The organism is Candidatus Eremiobacteraceae bacterium (assembly GCA_035710745.1).
Lineage (GTDB): Bacteria > Vulcanimicrobiota > Vulcanimicrobiia > Eremiobacterales > Eremiobacteraceae > JANWLL01.
The window spans coordinates 34,512-55,111 of the sequence record DASTCX010000016.1 but is presented as its reverse complement, the minus strand read 5'-3'; the positions used below and the strand labels follow the sequence as shown (position 1 = coordinate 55,111).

Annotated in this window: 16 protein-coding genes; 2 read left to right on the top strand and 14 right to left on the bottom strand. The window is 64.9% G+C overall.

Annotation, left to right across the window (positions count from 1 at the left end; translation table 11 throughout):
- The first annotated feature begins 2 nt into the window (after positions 1–2).
- On the top strand, positions 3–884 hold the full coding sequence (lgt, locus tag VFO25_05975; GenBank protein HET9342440.1) for a prolipoprotein diacylglyceryl transferase: 882 nt from the start codon (positions 3–5) through the stop codon (positions 882–884).
- Between the two features lie 107 nt (positions 885–991).
- Here lgt and ileS read toward each other — a convergent pair whose 3' ends face one another.
- The 7 genes from ileS to VFO25_05940 form a co-directional block, all read right to left on the bottom strand.
- Positions 992–4,111, bottom strand: a complete 3,120-nt coding sequence (gene ileS, locus VFO25_05970) for an isoleucine--tRNA ligase (protein HET9342439.1) — start codon at positions 4,109–4,111, stop codon at positions 992–994.
- On the bottom strand, positions 4,108–5,250 hold the full coding sequence (locus VFO25_05965) for a site-2 protease family protein (protein ID HET9342438.1): 1,143 nt from the start codon (positions 5,248–5,250) through the stop codon (positions 4,108–4,110). The genes ileS and VFO25_05965 overlap by 4 nt, the downstream gene beginning before the upstream one ends.
- Positions 5,251–5,271: 21 nt before the next feature.
- The gene (gene csaB, locus VFO25_05960; protein ID HET9342437.1) at positions 5,272–6,384 is read right to left on the bottom strand and encodes a polysaccharide pyruvyl transferase CsaB; all 1,113 of its coding nucleotides are present in this window, start codon (positions 6,382–6,384) and stop codon (positions 5,272–5,274) included.
- Positions 6,381–8,414 (bottom strand): DUF5693 family protein, encoded by a 2,034-nt coding sequence (locus VFO25_05955; GenBank protein ID HET9342436.1) that lies wholly within the window; start codon positions 8,412–8,414, stop codon positions 6,381–6,383. The genes csaB and VFO25_05955 overlap by 4 nt, the downstream gene beginning before the upstream one ends.
- Positions 8,415–8,457: 43 nt before the next feature.
- A complete protein-coding gene (locus VFO25_05950; GenBank protein ID HET9342435.1) occupies positions 8,458–8,913 on the bottom strand; it encodes a hypothetical protein in 456 nt (151 codons plus the stop codon).
- Between the two features lie 143 nt (positions 8,914–9,056).
- Positions 9,057–10,892, bottom strand: a complete 1,836-nt coding sequence (locus VFO25_05945; GenBank protein ID HET9342434.1) for a hypothetical protein — start codon at positions 10,890–10,892, stop codon at positions 9,057–9,059.
- On the bottom strand, positions 10,889–12,604 hold the full coding sequence (locus tag VFO25_05940) for a tetratricopeptide repeat protein (protein ID HET9342433.1): 1,716 nt from the start codon (positions 12,602–12,604) through the stop codon (positions 10,889–10,891). Before VFO25_05940 ends, VFO25_05945 begins: the two co-directional genes overlap by 4 nt.
- A 225-nt stretch (positions 12,605–12,829) precedes the next feature.
- On the opposite strand from VFO25_05940, the gene VFO25_05935 reads away from it, so the two are divergent.
- A complete protein-coding gene (locus VFO25_05935) occupies positions 12,830–13,687 on the top strand; it encodes a diguanylate cyclase (GenBank protein HET9342432.1) in 858 nt (285 codons plus the stop codon).
- A gap of 72 nt (positions 13,688–13,759) precedes the next feature.
- Here VFO25_05935 and VFO25_05930 read toward each other — a convergent pair whose 3' ends face one another.
- The 7 genes from VFO25_05930 to VFO25_05900 are packed head-to-tail and all read right to left on the bottom strand — an operon-like array spanning position 13,760 to position 20,593.
- Complete coding sequence (locus VFO25_05930; protein ID HET9342431.1) at positions 13,760–14,095, bottom strand: hypothetical protein; 336 nt, start codon at positions 14,093–14,095, stop codon at positions 13,760–13,762.
- Positions 14,092–14,664 carry a GNAT family N-acetyltransferase gene (locus VFO25_05925; protein HET9342430.1) on the bottom strand — a complete coding sequence of 191 codons (573 nt, stop codon included), beginning with the start codon at positions 14,662–14,664 and terminating at the stop codon, positions 14,092–14,094. The genes VFO25_05930 and VFO25_05925 overlap by 4 nt, the downstream gene beginning before the upstream one ends.
- Entirely contained in the window at positions 14,657–14,821 is a 165-nt protein-coding gene (locus VFO25_05920; GenBank protein HET9342429.1) for a hypothetical protein, read from the bottom strand. The genes VFO25_05925 and VFO25_05920 overlap by 8 nt, the downstream gene beginning before the upstream one ends.
- Position 14,822: 1 nt before the next feature.
- Positions 14,823–16,253: a CoA-acylating methylmalonate-semialdehyde dehydrogenase gene (locus VFO25_05915; GenBank protein HET9342428.1), complete on the bottom strand. Its 1,431-nt coding sequence runs from the start codon at positions 16,251–16,253 to the stop codon at positions 14,823–14,825.
- Positions 16,250–17,677, bottom strand: coding sequence for an APC family permease (locus tag VFO25_05910; protein ID HET9342427.1), 1,428 nt, complete (start codon positions 17,675–17,677; stop codon positions 16,250–16,252). The genes VFO25_05915 and VFO25_05910 overlap by 4 nt, the downstream gene beginning before the upstream one ends.
- Positions 17,667–18,965, bottom strand: coding sequence for an aspartate aminotransferase family protein (locus VFO25_05905; GenBank protein HET9342426.1), 1,299 nt, complete (start codon positions 18,963–18,965; stop codon positions 17,667–17,669). Before VFO25_05905 ends, VFO25_05910 begins: the two co-directional genes overlap by 11 nt.
- Positions 18,962–20,593: an FAD-dependent oxidoreductase gene (locus tag VFO25_05900; GenBank protein ID HET9342425.1), complete on the bottom strand. Its 1,632-nt coding sequence runs from the start codon at positions 20,591–20,593 to the stop codon at positions 18,962–18,964. The genes VFO25_05905 and VFO25_05900 overlap by 4 nt, the downstream gene beginning before the upstream one ends.
- Between the last annotated feature and the right edge of the window lie 7 nt (positions 20,594–20,600).

Below are 20,600 nucleotides of genomic sequence, written 5' to 3'. Positions count from 1 at the left end.
TGGTGCTCGTAGCCGCAGTCGCAGCCGGATCGCACTGGTTCACGTATCCGAACTTCGATCCGGTGGCGATCCACCTCGGACCGATCTCGATCCGCTGGTACGGCCTCACCTACCTTTTCGGCGCCTTGATGGTGTACCTCCAGTTGCAGAGCGCGCGCAGCCGCGCTCGCACAGGCATGACCGTCGATCAGGCGCAGGAATTCGTCGTCTACGCGATGATCGGCGTCATTGTCGGCGGCCGCGTGCTCTATCTCATCGCCGACATGCTGACGCCCGGCGGCCATCCGGCTTCATATTATTTCCAGCATCCGCTCGAGCTCATCGCGATCTGGGAAGGCGGTATGGCGTTCCACGGCGGGCTCATGGGCGCCGTCGCCGGATCGTGGTTCTTCCTGCGGCGGAACAAGATCTCGTTCAACCGTCTTGCGGATGAGACGTCGTTATGGATACCGCTCGCCATCGTGCTGACGCGTATCGCGAACTTCATCAACGGCGAGCTTCCCGGGCGCCTCACCGACTCGCCGATCGGCATGCAGTTCCCGAGCGCGGTCGGTTACCGCTATCCCTCGGTCTTGTTCGAAGCCGCCGGGATGCTCGTCATCGTGCTGCCGCTGCTCTGGCTGCTCCATCGATGGAAAGGGCGAGGCGACGGCGTCATCTGGTGGGCGTTTATCGCCGGCTACGGTCTGGTGCGCACGATCGTCGAGTTCTACCGGGAACCGGGCATCGTGTGGTTCGGTCTGACCGCGGCGCAATGGCTGACGATCGCGATGTTCATCCTCGGCGTCGTCATGTGGATCCGCTGTCAACGCGCCGGTCCGACTGCCGAATCGGCTCCGCCGGTCCAGCCACCCAAACCCAAGTCGTACACCGCCCGCGCGTGATCGCGTGATAGGGAGCGGTCGACCTTCATGGTCGACCGCCGCGGCTTCTCAATTTAAAGGTCTCCTCCGGTCGAGCTAAAGCTCGACCGCTACGTCGCGTTCGTATGTTATGACTTTGCGAGTGAGATCGACCAGTCGTCGGCGCTCGTAGAGTACGACGGTTCGAAGGTGGAACCGTTGATCTCCGTCGCGAGCGTCTGCTCGGCGACGTAGTCGCGCCACTCGGTGAGCGAGTCCGATATGTCGAATTTTTTAGTCTCCACGCGCAGCTTGATGCGGTCGCTGATGTCGAGTCCCGCTGCCTTGCGCGCGTCTTGGACGGTCCGGACGATCTCGCGCGCGATGCCCTCGAGGATCAACGCGCGATCGAGGCGCGTGTCGAGGGCGACGAGCATGCCGTCGGTCTCCGCGAACGCGAACCCCTGCGCGGACTTGCTGTCGACGAGCACGTCATCGGGCTCAAGGGCGAAGACCTCGCCGTTGTTCGACACCTCGAAGTTCTTGCCGGCGGCGACCGCTTCAGCGACAGCACGCGCGTCGGCGTTCGCGAGCGCGGTCCGCAACGAACCGATCTTCTTGCCGTAACGCGGCCCGAGCCGCGGCAGATTTGGCCGAAGCGCGTACTCGATGAAGGTCGCGTCGATGCCGACGACCCGCACGTCCTTGACGTTCAGCTCGTCGAGCAAGAGGTGGCGGAAGCGCTTCAGCGCTTCTTCGTCGATCTTCGTCCGCGTGCGCACGAACGCCGCCGCAAGCGGCTGGCGCGTCTTGATCTTCGCGACCGCGCGCGCCTGGCGCCCGAGGTCGACGGCAGTCCGCACGGTCCGCATCTCGTCCAGCAGCTCGCGATCGACGTGTGCGCGATGCGCGGCCGGCCAGGATGCGAGATGCACGCTCTCAGGCGCGCTCGGATCGACCGATCGGACGAGACTCTGATAGAGCGACTCTGCCAAGAACGGCACGAATGGCGCGAGCAGCAGCGTCACGCCGGTGAGACACTGATAGAGCGTCCGGTTCGCAGATGCTTTGTCGTCGTCCGATGCGGTTTTCCAGAACCGGTCGCGCGACAGACGGACGTACCAATTCGACAGCTCGTCGACGAACTGCTCGATCGCGCGACCGGCAGACTGAGCGTCGTAGCGCTCGAGATCCGCGGTGACGCCGTCGATCAGCTCGTTCAGACGGCCCATCGCCCACCGGTCGAGTTCGCTCCGTTCGTCGAAGGGCACTTCGGAAGGCACGCCGATGCCGTCCGCGTTCGCATACATCGTGAAGAACTTCGCCGTGTTCCACAGCGTGCGGAACAGTGCGTGCGAACCCTCGTTGACGAGCTCGAGTGATATGCGCTTCCCCGAGCCCGGCGGGCTTCCGGTGTAGAAATACCAGCGCAGCGGGTCGGCGCCGAGCTCGTCGAAGATGAGGTACGGGTCGAGGATATTGCCCTTGCTCTTGCTCATCTTCTCGCCCTTAGCGTCGACGACGTGGCCGAGGCAGATGACGTTGCGATACGCCGGCGACTGCGAGATCATCGTCGCGATCGCATGGAGGCTATAAAACCACCCGCGCGTCTGGTCGACCGCCTCGCAGATGAAGTCGGCGGGAAACGATTCTTCGAAAAGATCGGAGTGTTCGAACGGATAGTGCCACTGCGCGTACGGCATCGAGCCCGAGTCGAACCACGCGTCGATCACTTCGGGCACGCGCTTGAACTCGCGGCCGTCGCGGACGAAGGTGATCTCGTCGATCGCCGGCCGATGCAGGTCGACGCCGCGGACATCGCGGCCGCACAGCCGCGACAGCTCATCGACCGAGCCGACGCAGACGTACGATTCGCCGTCGGTCCATAGCGGCAACGGTGTGCCCCAGAAACGCTCGCGCGACAGGGCCCAGTCGATGTTGTTCTCGAGCCAGTTGCCGAAGCGGCCGTACTTGATCGTCTCCGGCACCCAGTTGATCTTGTCGTTGTTCTCGAGCAGCTGCTGCTTGAAACGGGTCGTGCGGATGAACCACGCCGTCTTCGCGATGTAGAGCAGCGGATCACCCGTGCGCCACCCGAACGGGTACGTATGACGGAACGTCTCAGCGCGGAACATGAGCCCGCGCGCCTTGAGGTCGGCGGTGATCGGCTTGTCCGCGTCCTTGAAGAAAAGACCCGCTGCGACTTTCACTTCCGGCACGACGTAGCCGGTCAAGTCGACGGCATAGTAGATCGGCAGATCGCGCGCCTTGCCGATCGCGAGATCCTCCGGTCCGTATGCCGGTGCGATGTGCACGACGCCGGTCCCGTCGTCTGTCGTCACGAACTCCGCCGGGATGACATACCAGCGGTCCTGATCGCTCGTGCAATACTCGTAGAGCGGCTCGTAGCGGACGCCGGCATAGTCGGCGCCCCGCTTGCGCGCGACCTCACGCACGGGCTCGTCGCGGAACACCTTGGCGACCAGCGGCTCGGCGACGATGAGCCGCTCGCCTTCGCGTTCGACCGTGACGTACGTGACGTCGGGATGGACCGAGAGCGCCATGTTCGCCGGCAACGTCCACGGCGTCGTCGTCCACGCCAAGAACGACGTCGTCGGATCGTTCGCGAGCCGGAAGCGGACGAATACCGACGGATCGTCGACCTCGCGATAGCCCTGCGCCACCTCGTGATCCGAAAGCGTCGCACCGATGCGCGGATCGTACGGCACCGACTTGTAGTCTTGATAGATGAGATCGCGATCCCATAGCTGCTTGAGCAGCCACCAGACGCTTTCGATGTAGCCGGTCGTCAGCGTGAAGTAGGCATCATCGAGATCGACCCAATACCCCATCCGCTCGGTCATGCGGTTCCAGTCGCCGACGTATTCGTAGACGCTTTCGCGGCAACGGCGCGTGAACTCGGCGACGCCGACTTCCGCCTCGATGCGGCTCTTGTCGAAGATACCGAGCGCTTTTTGCACGAGGTGCTCGACGGGCAGCCCGTGCGTATCCCAACCGGCTTTGCGGCGGACGTAACGGCCGCGCATCGTCCAAAAGCGCGGATACAGATCTTTGAACGCGCGTGCGAGGACGTGGTGGACGCCGGGCCGGCCGTTCGCGGTCGGCGGCCCTTCGAAGAATGAATAGCGCGGGCCGTCTTTCGTCTGCTCGAGCGAGCGTTCGAAGATGCGGTGCTCGCGCCAGAACGCGAGCACGTCGACCTCGCGCTTCGCGCTATCCGGATGTTCGGCGAGCGTCGGGAAACTCACGACAGCGCTTTGCCTCGCGCATGAAGCGCGGCGAAGATCGTCTCTTTCGAGACGACGCCGGTCAGCGTGCCGTTCTCGAAGACCGGCAGCTCACCGAGATGGCGCGAGTCGAGCGTCTCGAGCGCTTCGAACGCGGGCATCTGCGCAGATATCGCCGGCGTTCGCGACGACGGCGTCATCACGGCGGTGATCGGCGTCTGCGGCCAAAGCACGTGCGGCACCGCGGCGGTGTCCTGAAGCGTCACGAGCCCGACGAAAGCGCCGTCATCGACGACCGGATACCCGGCCGAGCGCCCGGCGACCGCCATCTGCGCGATGAATCCCGCGATCGTCGTCGTCGTCGGCACCGGTATGAGCGTGCGAGCCATGCACTCGCTGACCGGCATCGACTCGAGGATGAGGCTCACGCGCGCGCCGCGCATGCTCGCGAGCGCCGCCTGGCCCAAGAACAAGCCGATGAGGATCCACCACCAGCCTCTCACGATGATCGTCGGGCCAGTCTCGAACACCTTTTCACCGTCGATCGTGAAAAAGATGCCGCCGGCTATCAGAAGTGCCGCGACGACGAGACTCACAACGCCGGCGATTTGCGTCGCTCGCGCCTGGCTGTGACGAAAGTGCCAGATGATCGCTCGCAAGATCCGACCGCCGTCGCTCGGGAACGCCGGCAAGAGATTGAAGACTGCGAGCGCCGCATTAGACCACGCAAGCGCGAGGAAAAGATCCTTCCACCACCCGTAGGGTAGAGCGGCGCCGATGCCCGAGCAGACGATCGAGATCACGACGCTTGCGCCCGGCCCAGCGGCAGCCATCTTCACCTCGGCGTCAGGGGTTCCGGGCTCCCGCAAGATACTCGCGACGCCGCCGAAAAGGAAGAGGGTGATGTTGCCGACGGGGATATCCAGACGCCGTGCGACGATCGCGTGCGACAATTCGTGCAGGACGACGCTGAAGAACAGCGCGAGCGCGTAGACAAGGCCGAGCACGATGACACCGGTCTTCGATAGATGCGGGTCGAGGGAAGGCGCGACAGTGATCGCCGACCATGCGAACAGCGCGTAGATGAGCAACCAGCTAGGATGGACCGCGATCTCTATCCCAGCGATGCGGCCGAGGCGAAGCGTTCCGCGCACGAACATCACACCGGCTCGTTTCAACGCCTAGGCTGTCGAGCCTCCGGCGAACTCCGCAAGCCTGTCGAACGCGTACGACGCACGTCGCGCGAGCGGCTGCACGCCCGCGCCAAGCGACGCCGCGAGCGATGCGCGCTCATCCCACAATCGGTCGAAAAGCGCCGGGCCGCTCGAACCTCGTTCGAACGCCGGAAGCGGATACTTCAGCTCGTCGAGCAGTGCGCTCACCTTCGGATCGTACGGGATCGCGAGCATCGGCACGCCGAGGCGCGCGGCGAGGACGAGCGCATGGAGCCGCATCGAGATGACCGCGGCGCTGCGTCGGAGGAGCGCCGTCATGGCCGGCAGATCGTGCAGACCGCCGAGCAGGGTCGGCGCAGATTTGCAGCGTCGGATGATGTCGATCGACGCCTCGACATCGTCAGGCCGCTGAAGCGGAACGAAAACGGCGTGGGCTCCTTGCCGCTCGACGATGCGATCGATGCCGGCCGCGAGGGCGAGCGCGATCCGCGGCAGCATCTTCGTCTTCCGCACGACGACGGTGACGATCTCGCCGCTCGCATCGGTGATCCCCTCGTTCGCGAGGGCCTCTCGTGCAGCAGGCGGCGCGTCCGCCGGAGCGAGGAACACCGGATCCGCGCCGACCTCGACGGGCACGCGGGGCACGAGCGGCTGCAAGAGCGCAGCACTCTTCTCATCGCGGACGATCGCGAGACCGACGTCACCGCACGTACCTTTGACGACCTGCTTGCCGAAGAAGTCGAGCGGACCGATCCCCTGGGCAAAGATCGCGCACTTGCGCCCGGCGCGCTTCGCCTCGCGGATGATGCCGGCGTAATAGAGCAGGCTGCGCAGGCTCGTCGCGTTTTGGAGCAGGCCGCCGCCGCCGCTCACGACGACATCGCAGCTGCGGATCGCCTCGCTCACGGCACCCGCGTTCATCCGCGGCATCGCCGCGACGCCGAACGTCGACGCTGTTTGCGCCGGGTTCGCCGACAGCACGGTGATCGAATCGCTCGGACGGCGAGCGCGCATCTCGTCGACGATGATGCGCAGTATCGTCTCGTCGCCGAAATTGCCGAAACCGTAGTAGCCGGAGATGAGGATCCGCGCTTTCGCCGCGACGGGCGCCTCGCTCACGCCGTCGTGCCGGCGCGCGGACGCACGAAACGCTGGTAGATCCATTGGACGACGATGCCGATAAGCGCGCCGAGGACGGCGCCGTTGATCGTGCGGAGGAGTCCGACGCTCAAGGACGTGTGGATGTGAGAGAACGTATCGAGCACGTCGGCGAGGCCGACGGCCGCGCATAGCACGAGCAGCCAGCCTGCGAAACGTTTGTGCGCCGGCGTCAGTGCGGCGAGCAAGAATATCGACGGATAGCCGATGAGGAACTCTTTGAAGCGCGGTCGCGCACCCATCAGCTGCGTCAGCGCACCGCGCACGTTAAGCTCGAAGCCAGACACGCCGACGTCCGGTTGGTTTCCCGAGCGCATGACGAGGAACGCCGCCGCTGCCGCGAGCACGACGAACGCGGCGAGCATCCACGCGCGTACCGGCGCGTCCGCGACGTCGCGGATCTTGCTCGGCGCCACGAACTTGTCGGTGAACACGTAGAGCCCGAGCACGATGAGCGGCGGCACGACCAGCAGCGCCTTGACGCCGAAGAACAGGTCGACCTCGAGCATGAACGCGACCTGCGACAACAGGCCGGTGATGAAGAGGCCGCCGAGCAGAGCGACGCCCGCGCTTCTGCCGAGGCAGACGAGTCCGGTCCGCGCGTCGGCGATCCACGACCCGGACGGCTGCGATTTGAAGAGCATCGCGAGTTCGCTGCCGGCGAGGACGCCGAAGGTCAGCGCTCCGCCGAGCGCCCACAACTTACGGACGGCCTCGTCATGTCCGGTCGCGTAGCCCGCCGCGAACGCCGCGATCGTGACGCCTCCGAACACCCACGGCATCCACTTGCGCGACCAGCCGTAGTGATCGAGCAGCAGAAGGAACGCGCCGGCGACGCCGAGCCCGGCGAGGAAGTACAACAGGTCGAGCTTCCAGCTCTTGAAGTCGGTGAAGCTGCTCGCTCGGCCGATGTCAAAACCGTTCGCCCGGAGCTGATCCGCCAGTTTCGAGATGAGATCGATGTTCGTCTGCTCGACGGACTCGGTCTCCATCGTTCCGTCGGGCAGCTTCTTCTGCACCGGATGCGGATACGGCCGGTAATAGACGACGCGGATGTTGCGCTCGCGGACGCCGAGCAAGTACTCGCCGATGACCGTGTCGACATCGAGTTTGTCGAGTTGCAACTTCGGGATCGCCATGACGCGGACGGTCTGGCCGGGTATGTCCTTACCGAGCGTTTGCGTGCCTTTTTGGATCTGATCGGCCGTGTACGCTTCGACGTCGCCGAAGTCGATGCCAGGATGATCGCGGAACGCTTGCGCGGTCGCTTCAAGCTGATATGGATAGCCGAGAACTTCGTTGCCGGTGCCGTAGAAGATGATGGTGCCGACGCGTCCGCCACCGACGGCGTCGTCGAGGACTTTCGCGATACCATCGGGTCCGAGACGTTCGTTGTTCTGCATGCGCGGATCGACGAGCAGCCCCATCTCGCGGATGCGCTTCGTGACGTCCGCCGGCATGCCGAGGTCGACGCCGTTGAAGAAGTCGATCTGCGTCTTCACCTCGAGGATGGCCGGGAGCTGCGCGCGGACGACTTTGATGTCGCGCGGCTCGAGCTGGGTCTGCAGCGCATCGATGTAGCGCGCGAGCGTCGCCTTGTCGTAGACGACGATATAGATGTACTTCGGATCGATCTTGTGGGCCGCGACGAGCTCTTGAAGCCCTTTGTCGGCAAGGCCCGTCACGCGATCGCCGTCGATCACCTGCTGGCCGGTCTGGACGAACGCGTGGGTCCCGTAGTTGACGCGCTGGCCTTCTTCGGAGTAGACCGCGACCGACGTGAGACCAGCCGCGCGCATCTTCCGCAGCAGATCGTCCTCGTCGTAGCCGTACGCTTTCGCGAAATCGTCGAGGTCGAGCTGGTCGATGGTGATCTCGACCGATCGGCTCGCCTGCTCGAAGCGATAGCGATCGAGCGCGACGAGCAGCGACGCGATCGCGCCTACGATGATGAGCGCAAAGGCCAACCGCCGCATGGTCAACAGATGCATGCGCGGGGGTTAGCCTTCAGCGGTGACCTTGCCTTCGGGGGCCTTAGTCCTTGAAGTTGAGCTTCTCCGCGACTTCTTTCAACTTCTGCGCGGCCAGATCGAGCGCTTGCGCGGCGACGTCGATCGATGTCTGCGCGACTCGCTCGCCGTGGCGGCTCGCCTCGCGCGCGAAGCGATCGACTTTCTCGTGGACGCGATGACGGCGGAACGCATCGGCGACGGCGTCACCGGGCCACTGCCACGTGCCGGATGTCGCGCTCGCGGCCAGCCGTTGCGCGCATTGATCGCTCGGTCCGAGCGTCGCGATGATCTCGCGCACGACATCGGCGCCGATGATCGATTGATTCGCGGCGCTCGCTCTTGCGGACGCGTCGCGGCAGATGTCTTGGTAAAGGCGGTCGGCGACCGCTAGTCGCGCCGACGGCGACAGCGGCAGCGCCATACGGACGCGGTCGACGTAATCGTTGATCGCGACGGTGGCGTCTTGACTGAACTGCATGATGTTCGAACCTCGATCGAGTTGCTGGGCGGGATGGTGGTAGTGAGTTCTACCGTATTAGTGTTCACTCTGTTTCAGGGCCGCGGCGGTCGACCATGAAGGTCGACCGCTCCCCTATCCGTGTCTCGGGCCGTAGCGTAGGTTCATCGCGACTTGAAGGTGACGCTCAAGGTGATCGTTTGTCCCGGCGAGAGGTCGCCGAGCACGACGGACGTGCCGCTGCGCGTGATGCGAGCGGTCGTTCCTGTGGCGGCGGCCTGTGTAAGGCCTGCCGGGAAGTCGAGCGTCAAGCCGTCGACACCGTGCGGCGACGTCACGGTCAGCTGCTCGCGGCCGTCGATGACGGGCGATCCGGTGACGACCGTCTGCGATCGCTTGACCCAGAAATCGCCGAACGCATCCATGTCGCCGACCCACATGCGCGGTCTTGCGTGCTCGACGAGCGCGAGTTCCGTCGGAAGCTTGTCCGCGACGACGTCGGGGTGGATAAGCGTCGTGACGACGCCGTGGATATCGGCTTCATCGTCGAGCACTGCGTCGAAGGCCGCCATGTGCGGCAACATCGGCACCCAACCGTCGGCATCGGCGAGGACGATCGGAAATTCGACGATCCGCGATTCGACCGTGCCGCCTTGCTCTTCCATCGCGACGTAGGGATACGCGGTCATCACCTCGCCTGCCGCGTACGATGAGTCGAACCGATAGCCGTAGCGTTCGAGCACCGTCCACTGCTCGCGGTTGATGAGCAGGTAGCCGGTCCGCAACGCGTCGACATGGACGAGCGGGCTCGCAGCGTCGAGCCGCTCTTGGCTCACGTGCACCTCGCCGGTGACGGTCGCACCGATCGTCAATCCGTGGCTGTGATCGGGCGCGATCACCTTGACGAAGGGTTTGTAGTTCTCCGGTGTCTCCTTGCCCGTGCCGACCGGAAACGTGCGAAAATCTGGAGCGTGCGCGACCGTGTGGCTGCCGATGTCGCCGCCTTCGCTCGCGACCGTCGCGACGATCCGCTTCGCACCGTCGTCGTAGAAACCGTAGTCCTCGATATCGTGCACGGTCTTCGCTTGGACGAAATACGTCGTCGTGAAGCCGTGCGACTTCTCCGCCTTCGCGTACGGCAGCATGTTCGAGACCGATTTGATGTAGTCGACGTCGTGGGTGATGATGAGAGCGCCCGACAACCCGTCCGGCGTCGGGTCCGTGACGACCGCCCCAGGAACGAAGTGCAAGTACCAGTCGCGCACGATCATCTGCGGCACGTCCGCGCTCGGTTCGAAACCGTTGTCGTACACGCGGCCGGCTTCGATCGCCTGATCGTCTTGGGGTCGCAGCACCGAATCGTAGTATGCCAATCCCGTGACGTAGATGCGCCCTTTACCGATCGCGCGCTCGACGATCGCCGCCGTGCCGTCGTCGAAGCGTGCGAGGACGCGCTCACTTCCGCCCGGTTTCGCTTTGTAACCCTGGGTCAGGACCGCTTGGCCTTCTTTTTTGTTGCCGAGGCTGATCGTCCGCTCCTCGGGATGCGACAGACGGACGAAGCCGGGATCGCCGCTCGCCGCATCTATCGTCATCGTATATCGATGCTCGCTCGGCGTCAGCGCGTCGATGCCGGCGAGGATCTCGATACCCGCGGACTCACCGTCGTCCACGACGACGATGCCACCGGACGCGATATAATCGCGGATCTTCGCGGTCGTCGCGTCGGTCATGAAGTTGCCGTCGACGGCGCCCGTCATCACGACCATCGGCTGGCGCAGCGCGGCCGCTATATCGTGGGTGAACAGATACGGGATCCCCATCCCCGATGCTAAGTGGCGAGCGCCGAAAGCGTACTCTTGCGGATCCGGTGCGAACACGGCGAGCGCGAGCGGCGGAGTGGCGCTTGCGCTCGCGCCCAGCGCGACGCGCGACCTGCTCTCGCCCGCAGCGAGCAGCACGAAACAAAGTCCGGCGATGATCGTCAGTCTTTTTCTCACGGCATCCTTATCGAAAACGTCAGGTCGATGGTGCTCGCGTCGTACGGCAGGACCCACGGGCCGCCTGTGTAGTGATCGTCATAGTATGCGCCGGCGACCGAGAAGCGGTCGCCCTCGTAGTCGAAGAACGGCTCGAAGCGCTCGAACGGCAACGTACCGGGGGTCAGGAAAACCGGCGGAAATTTCGGCCCGTTGAAATACACCGGCACTATCGTATGCCGTTCCCCGAGCGTGCCGACGGCACCGATGGCGAATCGATCGCTCAACTGTCGATTTGCCGTGACCGAGAGCGTGATATCGCGCTGGCTGTAGTAGTTATAGTAGCCCGGCGCGGCGCCTTGCGGCGGATTCGTGTATGTCTCGCTGAAACTCGCGTTGCGCAGAGCGAGATCAGGGGTCATGGTCGTCGTACTGCCGATGTGCAGCGAGCGCGATACGTCGAACGTCAACTCGTGGTAGCGGTTGCCGTCGTTGTAGCTGCCGCTCTGCGCGGTGACGTTCAGCGTATTCGCGCGATGCGTGTACCCGACGTTGCCGAAAACCGTCGATATCCGCACCAGCGGCGACCAAAAACCGTTGACGTTCGTTTGGCCGCCATCGGCGGCGACGCTCCCGTCGACGCCTCCCACCGAGTATCCGGCCCCGTACGACACGCCGTCATTGCTGCCGAAGAGGCTGAAGACGCTGTCCGTCACCGACGGAACGCCGCCGTACTGCGACCCGAGCAGCGACAGCGTGGCGCCGAGGCGGCTCGTCGGCTGCACGGTCGCCTCGATCCCGAACCGCTTTGTCTGGACGAACGACTGCGAGTCGCTGATCCGATAAAGCTCTTCGATGATCCCGAACGCCGTCGTCGGCGTCGTGAAGAATCGCTCGGCGAGACGGAAATCGAACGTCGATCCGTCCGACGAGTGCGATGTCGTCAGCGTCGAGACGAGCTGGGGCGAGGTGAGGATCGACAGCTGGCGATGGAGATCGACGGCGTCCGAGTCGCCTGGGTCCAGCGCGAGCGCGCGGTTGTCGAGCGCGACGGCTTGCGGCAAGTCGTTCAACCAGTAATCGACGGTGGCAAGACCGACGAGCGCATCGGTGTCGTCGGGCTGCGCGGCGATCACCGCTTCGTAGTCCGCGCGCGCCGCGTGGTAGTCGCCGGAAAACGATTCTGCGTCCGCGCGGCCGACGAGCGCATCCGTATTCTTCGGATCGTGCGAGAGGACGGTCGCGAAGATCGCTTTCGCTTCGTCGTATCGACCCTCAAAAGTGTACGTCTCTCCTAGGCCGACCTGCGCGTCGGAGTCGGCCGGCGCGGCCTTGAGGACCACCTGATATTGGCTTTCCGCTGACGCGTAATCGTGGTTGAACGCGTACGCCTGAGCGAGTACGATGCGCGCGTCCGCGTCGTCCGGCGAGGCCTGGAGCAGCTGGTCGAGGAGCGCGATCGCGAGCCCTTGATCGCCGGCGTACGAAGAGATCTGCGCGTACGCGACGGTGACGTCGCGATTCGCCGGATCGAGCTTGTGGTCGGCCGCGAGCATCGCGAGCGCGTCTCGCGCCCGTCCTTGTCGTTGGAGCTGCTTCGCAGTCGCGATGTCCGCCGCGAAGTCGCGTGCGGGCGGCGACGCGCTCGGGACTGCAGGTGCGGGAGCTTTCGCAGATGCGACCGCGGGTAGCGCTGCGAACGTGAGGAGCGAGGCGAGTACGGCGACGGCCATGCGACCCGGCAAGCGTTCAGTTCCCCTCGGACCGGGGGCATGGAGCCCGCACGGCGGCATCGAAAGCGCGATTATCTCCGATATCGATTGTATAATCGCCCGCAAACGTCCCGTCATCAGGTTGCGCTCTTGACCGTCAACATCACCTGCAGCACATGCGACGGCCGGAATCTCTGCGATTCGTGCCGCACGGCGGCACGGGCATTCGCTGCAGCCGGTCACCGCGTGGAGCATTCGACGCGCTATGCGGCCCTCCGTGCGGCTGCCGCCGGCGCATACGGATTCGATGCCTGCGTCGTCCCGGTCTCTTCGGACGAGCGTTCGATCTTCGATGCCGCGGTCTCACTTCTCGGCGACCGCCGTCTCGCGATCGTCGCGGACGATTCGGCCCGCGCTACATTCGATGCGCCTCGAGGCGTGACGATGCTTCCACGCCGCGCGTTCGACTCGGGGGCATTCGCCCTTGATTGGTTTTCGAAAACGCGGTCGATCGAAAGCAGACCTCCAAGCGAGGAACCGGAGACGGTCGCGATGCCGCGAGTAGCGGTCGAATCGCTCGACGACCGCCTTCAGGCGACACGGCGTCTCAAGCGCGTCGCCGACCTGAGCCGCGATGTCGTCGCAACCGCCGGTCTAGGCGCGACGCCGCGCCTCGACTTGCTCGCCGTCCTCGACGACGAGATCACGTGGGCGAAGACGAGCGAGACGGTGTTCGGCATGTGTCTCGTGCACTTGCCCGGGCTTTCGGCTGCGCGTCCGGGCGAGCCGGCGGGCAGCGGCGAGCTGCGGATAGGAGAAGCGGCGAAGGTCATCCGCGGCTCTGTTCGATCGTCCGACGTCATCTCAGGGCGCGGCGATGATTTCGTCGTCGTCCTCGCCGACGCCGACACGGATGGAGCACAAATGGGGGCCGCGAGAATCGCGTCTGGCATCGAACAGTCGCGGTTGCGGCCCGCCGCAAAGGGGAAGGCGCGCGCACGCGGCTTCGCCGCTTGGGGCGTCGGCTTTGCAGCCTTTCCCAAAGACGGCACCACCCGCGAGTCGTTGCTCGCCCGCGCTACGTCGACGCTGAAAGCTCTCTAGACGTAGCAGGGAGCGGTCGAGATTTATCTCGACCGCCGCGGTCTTGCATGGACGGAATCGGATCTTCGCGAGTCAATCCGCTTCGAGGATCTCACACGTCATGCCGAGACCGCTGAAAAAGCGCTTCTGCTGTTCGGCGAACGTGCCGGGTTCGACATCCATCCGCAGGATCGTACCGGCGACCTGTTCGCGGTTGAAGCCCGCGGTCTGGAAGAACGACCTGATGAGCGAGCGGTCGGCGTCGCGGAAATCGGCATAGATCGACTTGAAGACGTAGCCGTTCGCGTGCGCATCAGCGAAGGTCCGCGCGAGCGCTTCGACATGCGGGATAGCGACCGAATCCGGCTGCTCGGTTTTCCAGCGCTCGATGACCTCCGGTCGCAACGATATCAGCAGCGTCTTGCTCATGCGCTCGGTTTCCCGCCGCCCGGCGTGGACTCCGCCTTCGTCGCAAGCGTCGAAGTCATCGCGTATTTCACGAGCTCGAATCCGTAGTGAGACGCTCGCCCGATGTGGGTCATCCCCGCCTTCGCCATCACCCGCTGCGACGCGCCGTTATCCGGCATCGCGACCGCGACGATGTTCTTCAGATCGCGCTGCTCAGCGAAACGCACGGTCGCTCGAGCCGCTTCGGTCGCGAAGCCCTGATTCCAGTACGGCTTATCGAGCAAGTAGAACACTTCGATCTCGTCGCCCGTCTCGAGGCGTTGTAATCCGCAATGGCCGATGACGGCGCCCGTCTGTTTGAGCACGACTGCCCACATACCGAAGCCGGCGCTTTGCCATTGTGCCCGGCGGTGTTCAACCATACGCAAGAAGCCCGATTCGACGTCGTCGCTCTTCCATGCACCACGTGGGATGTAGCGCATGACTTCCGGATCGGCGTAGAACATGACACTCGGCGCGTCGCTCGGCTCGAACGCCCGCAAGATCAAACGCTCGGTCTCGATCCGCGGCGTGCGATCCGGATCAGGCATGCGAGACGTGGCCGAATACGAGGAGGATGATCGTCAGGAGGATCGCCAGTCCGAGGATGAACGTCGCAACGAGCTTGAAGCAGCCGAGCGGCGTTTGCGTAAGCCTGCTGATCTGGCTCGACCCGCGGCGCGCCCGACGCATCGGATCGTAGTTCAACTCACGACCACCTCGAGACGACCATCTTCTTCCTTGTATAGAACTCGATTGCGTCCGTTCCATGCGGGTGCAGGTCGCCGAAGAACGAGTGCTTCCAGCCCGAGAATGGATAGAAGCCGAACGGTTGGGCGACGCCGACATTGACGCCGATCATCCCCGCCTCGACGCGTTCGCGGAATGCACGAGCCGACGCGCCGCTCGACGTGAAGATCGCCGCCATGTTGCCGAGGCTCATCGAGTTCGCCTGCGCGATCGCTTCGTCGAGCGATGACACGTGCGAGACGGAAAGGACGGGCCCGAAGATCTCTTGGCGGCCGACCGTCATGTCCGCGGAAACGCCGTCGAGGAGCGTCGGCCCGAGGAAAAAACCCGGCTCGCCGAGCAGCGCGCGACCGTCTGCGACGATGCGCGCCCCTTCGCGCTCGCCTCGCTCGATGAAGTCGACGACGCGGCGCCGGTGCTCGTCGCGGATGAGCGGTCCGAGCTGAACGCCGGGCCGGTCGCCGGGTCCGACGACCATCGATCGCGCTGCGCCCGCGAGCGCTTCGACAAGCGGGCCGTGCATATCACCGACCGCGACAGCGACGCTGCCCGCTAGACAGCGCTCGCCCGCGTTTCCAAACGCCGAGTTGAGAACCGCGGGCATGGCCTGCGCTAGGTCTGCGTCGGGCATGACGACGATGTGGTTCTTCGCGCCGCCGGCCGCCGAGACGCGTTTGCCGCTCGCGGCCGCGCGCTGATAGACGTGGCGCGCGACGCTTTCAGAGCCGACGAACGACACCGCGTTGATGAGCGGATGATCGAGGATCGCGTCGACCGCATCCCTCGCGCCGTGGATCACGTTGAGCACGCCTGGCGGGAATCCGGCTTCTAAGAACAGTTCGGCGAGCCTGACCGCGCCAAGAGGCGTCCGCTCCGAAGGCTTGAGCACGAACGTGTTCCCCGCGACGATCGCGAGCGGGAACATCCACAGCGGTATCATGACCGGGAAATTGAACGGCGGGATCCCAGCGACGACGCCGACCGGGAAACGGATAAGATCTTGGTCGACTCCCGCGGCAACGTCGCGCAGCGTTCGACCTTGCAGCAGCGTCGGCGCTCCGCATGCGAACTCGACGACCTCGGTGCCGCGACGCACCTCGCCGCGCGCTTCATCGAGCGTCTTGCCGTGGTGTCTCGTGACGATCGCCGCCAACTCTTCCGCGTTACTTTCGAGCAGATCGCGGAAGCGGAACATGAGGCGGACGCGTTCCATGACCGGCGTCCGCGACCAGGTGGCGAACGCAGCGGCAGCGGCGCGCACTGCGGCATCGACCTCGGACGCGCCGAGCAGCGGCACTTCGTCGATGACGATGCCTGTCGCGGGATCGTACACCGGCAAGGTCGCGGCGTTCGAGCGTTCCCACGACCCGCCGACGAGGTGCGGGATCATCCCGCGGCGTCGCCGACGAGATCCGCCGCGATGTCGGCGACGAGCCCCGGCTGCTTCAACCGGACGTAGACGAAGCGCAGCCCGCCGATCGCGATAAGCGCGAGGAAGACGTACGGCAAATAGTTATACGGCGGCGCCGGGTTGAGCACGACGCTGCCCACCGTTGCGACGGCGAGCATCGCGACCGACAACACCGACATGATGACCGCGGTCGAGTTCGACTCGCCGCGGCGGCGCAAGAACATCGGCGAAGCGATGGAGACCAAGATGTATGCGAATAGGAACCCGAACGTCGCGATGAAGCCGAGGAAGAGGAACGCGTTGAGCAGCGCGACGTGATCGAGGATCATGATGAGCGGCGCCAGGAACACGATCGCGGCCGAGACCGTCACCGCGACGTGCGGCGTCGCATGCGTCTCGTGCGTGGCCGCGGCCGACTGGTGGATGAGCCCATGCTTTGACATCGCGTAGATGACCCGCGCGCCGGCGTTGATGCACGCGAGCGCGCACGCGAACTGGCCGATCATCACGCCCGCGGCGAAAAGCAAGCCGAGCACCGGCAGTCCGGCGATATTCGCGAGCTCGCTCATCGGCTGATTCGACGAGGCGAGCGACGTCGCGTAGCCCTCGAATCCGCTGACGAGCGTGTACGCCATCCACGTGAAGAAGGCGCCGACGGCGAGGACGGTGACGAGCACCGATCGCGGTATCGAGCGCAATGGATCCTTCGCCTCGTGGCCGAGCGCGGTCGCGCTTTCGAAACCGACGAACGAGAAGAACGCGAGCACGAGTCCCTGGACGAACCCGCCTCCGGTGACGCCTGAGAGCGAGAACTGATGCGCGTCGACGACCTTGCCGGTCCGCACATAGAACGCGAGCGCGAGCAGAACGACGACGCCGACGGAAAGACCTTCAAGTACGAGCATCAATTTCGTCGACAGCTCGACGTCTCGGTACGCGAGGTACCACGACACGAACGCGACGATCAAGAACGCGGCGAGCGTCAGCGGCAACGTCAAGGAGATGCCGAAGAGCGCCTGCCCGAGGACGCCTGCGTAGTTCGCCGCACCGCAAAGCACGGCGCAGCCGGTGAGGAGATAGGCGACGACGAGCGACCAACCAGTGACGACCGCCCACGACGGGCCCATGCCCTGGCCGACGAACGTGTAGAGCGCGCCCGGCGACGCCGAGCGGCGCGCGAACTGATTGATGTGGTACGTGACGAGGAGCAGCGCGACGGTCGCGAACGCGTAGGCCTCCCACGAGCCGTTGCCCGATGCCGCGAAAACGCCGGGGACGATGAGCGCCGGCGTCGCCGACGGCGCGATGTTCGCGACGCTCTGCGCGACGACTTCGGCGAACGACAGGCAGTCGCGTCTTAGACCTGGGGAGTGCTCGGGGCCGGCTGCGCGCTCAAGCGGCATCGAGTATCTCGTCGAGGGCCAGCAAGCCGCGGTCGAGATCTGCCTCGTCTATGACGAGCGGCGGCTGGATACGTAGGACGTTTCCATAAAATCCGCCGACGCCGACGAGGAAGCCGCGCTCGAGCATCTTGTCCTGGACGAGCTCGGTGAGCTTCGCATCGGGTGTCTTACGCTGCGGGTCTGAGACGAACTCGACGCCGAGCATGAGTCCGAGACCGCGCACGTCGCCGATGCGGTCGCGTCGCTGCGCGATCGCGCGCAGTTTCTCGATCGCTCGCTGCCCCTTGCGAGCGGTCGCTTCGACAAGGCCTTCGCGCTTGAACACTTCGAGATTGGCGAGCGCCGCAGCGCAGCATACTGGGTTGCCGCCGAACGTCGAGAGATGATCGCCCGGGGTGAATGAGCGAGCTATCTCGTCGCGCATCGTGAACGCGGAAAGCGGGAAACCGTCGGCGATGCCCTTTGCGGTCACGACGATGTCGGGAACGACGCCGTAGTGCTCGATCGCCAGCATTTTGCCGGTGCGCCCGAACCCGCTTTGCACCTCGTCGCAGATGAAAAGGATGCCGCGCTCGTCGAGGATCTTCTTGACCTCGGAGAAGTAGGCGCGCGGCGGCACGATGATGCCGCCTTCGCCCATCACGGGCTCCGCTATGAACGCGGCGACGTCGTGCGCGGTTCCGAAATCGATCGCGCGCGCGACCGCTTGCGCGCACTGGCGCGCGATCGCGTCCGCGTCGCCGGCGAACGGCGTGCGATACACGTTCGGCGCCGGTGCGAAAGCGACGCCCGGGAGATACGGGCCGCCCTTTTTCTTGCGATTCCAGTTGCCGGTGATCGAAAGCGTGCCCGCGGTTCGTCCGTGGAACGACATCTCGAGTGCCACGAACCCCCCGCGGCCGGTGAACTGCTTCGCCGCCCGCATCGCGCCCTCGACCGCTTCGGCACCGCTGCTGCCGAAGAACGAGACGTGGAGTTCCGGGCTCGGCATGATCGACGCGAGCGCTTCCGCGAAATCGGCTACCGGCTTGTTCGGATAGATATACGAGGCGCTGTGGACGAGCTTGTGCATCTGCGCCGCCGCGGCTTCGATCACCTCAGGCCGGCAGTGACCGGCGTTGACGACCGAGATGCCGCCGAACATGTCGACGTACTCTTTGCCGTTCTCATCCCATACCGTCGCGCCCTCGGCGCGATCGATGACGACCGGCTGCACCTTCTTGAGGAAGCTCGTCAATACGTAGCGGCGGTATTTCTCTAACGTCGCCGATGTCGCGGTCTCGATCATTGCCCGACTCCTGCGGCTGCTCGCCCTTCTTGGTGGAGAATGTCCGCGGCCGCGCGCTGCCCGGTGGCCACGGCGCCGTTCATGAAGCCTTGGAAGTCGACGGCGGTGTGCTCGCCGCAGAACATCGTGTTCGCTTGACGCACGCCTTCGTAGCCGGCGAACGACGTGCACTGGCCGACCGCCCAATACGAATACGATCCTTTGTGCCAGCGGTCGCCGGTCCAGTAGTCCATGAACGCTTTGCCGTTCCAGGCCTTCGAGATGCCCGGATAGAGCGGTTCGAGTCCGCGCATCTGATCGCGCACGACGTCGTCCGAGGGCGGACCAAACGATGCCGGCCCGAACGACGCCCCCTTGTGCCCACCGGTGTAGAACTCGAGAAGGCCGCTCTTGCCCGACTGTCCGCGCGAGGCGTCGAGCGTCTGCTGATAGCCGGTGTCGGCGTAGGTCGCGCCGTCGTAGCCCATCGCGAGCCAAGGGCGGTCGCGGAATTGGACGTAGATCTTCGTGTTCGTACCGAGCGGCAGGTGTTCGATCGCCATCATCTTGCGCTCGTCGAATCCCGCCTTCGTGAGGTCGACACGCCGCAGCGTCGTGAAGGGCAGCGCCAAAATCACGTAGTCCGCGGGGACGTCGAAAGTCTGGAGGTGCGATTCGAAGGTGCACAGGTACGAGCCGTCCGAGCGTTTCTTCAACGCGACCAGCGCGGTGCTCGTCTGCACCGACGAGTCCGGCAACTTCGCGGCGAGCCGGTGCGCGATCTGATCGTTGCCGCCTTTGACGACGTACTTCTCGTCCGTTCCCACCCAATAGAAGCCGCCGCCGGGGTTGTACGCCGGCATGTGCCCGAGCATGTAGATGAGCTCGAGCGAGTTCTGCACGTCTGCCTCGCCGCCGTTCTCGGTCGTCGCGTCGAGGTCGAGCATCCAGCCGATCGCCGAGTCGAGGCCGCCGGGGATGGTCTGCTTTATCCATTCGCGCGCCGACATGCCGTCGAGCCTGCGACCGGCCTCGTTATGGTGGTTCCAGAGCGTCGGATAGCCTGCGGCATCGTTCGCCGCCTTGATCTTCGGATATGCGAGCGCGTACTCGGCGAGCATCGCCTTGAACGGGATGCGCTTGCCACGAAGCCAGTAGACCTCTTCGGTCCCAGGCGTCTGCGCGGCTCGTACGTCGACGAGTTCGAGGCCGAGCTCCTTGACGAGCGCGCGGATCTCGGCGTGTTCGCTCGATATGTTCTCGCCGCCGTGCTCGGTGTGCTGACCGTCATCCCAAAAGCCGCGCAGCGTCCACGTCCGACCGCCGACGCTCGCGTTTGCCTCGTAGATAGTCGACGACACGCCGGCCTGATGGAGCCTGTACGCGCACGTCGTGCCGGCAAGGCCTCCGCCGACGATCACGACGCGCGGCGCCGACGATCTCGCAAGCGCACGTACCGGTGCGAGCGTGCGACCCAGCATGGCCGTGCCGCTCAGCGCGGCCGCACCCGCGATGAAGCGGCTGCGTCTCAGCGCCACACGCTGAGTCTGCTCGTCGAAGATCTCGTCGGCGGGCATGTCGCGCAACGAGGCCTCGGCGTACGCCGCATGAATCCGGCGCAGCAGGTCGGTCAGGGTCGATCGGGCCATGACGTCC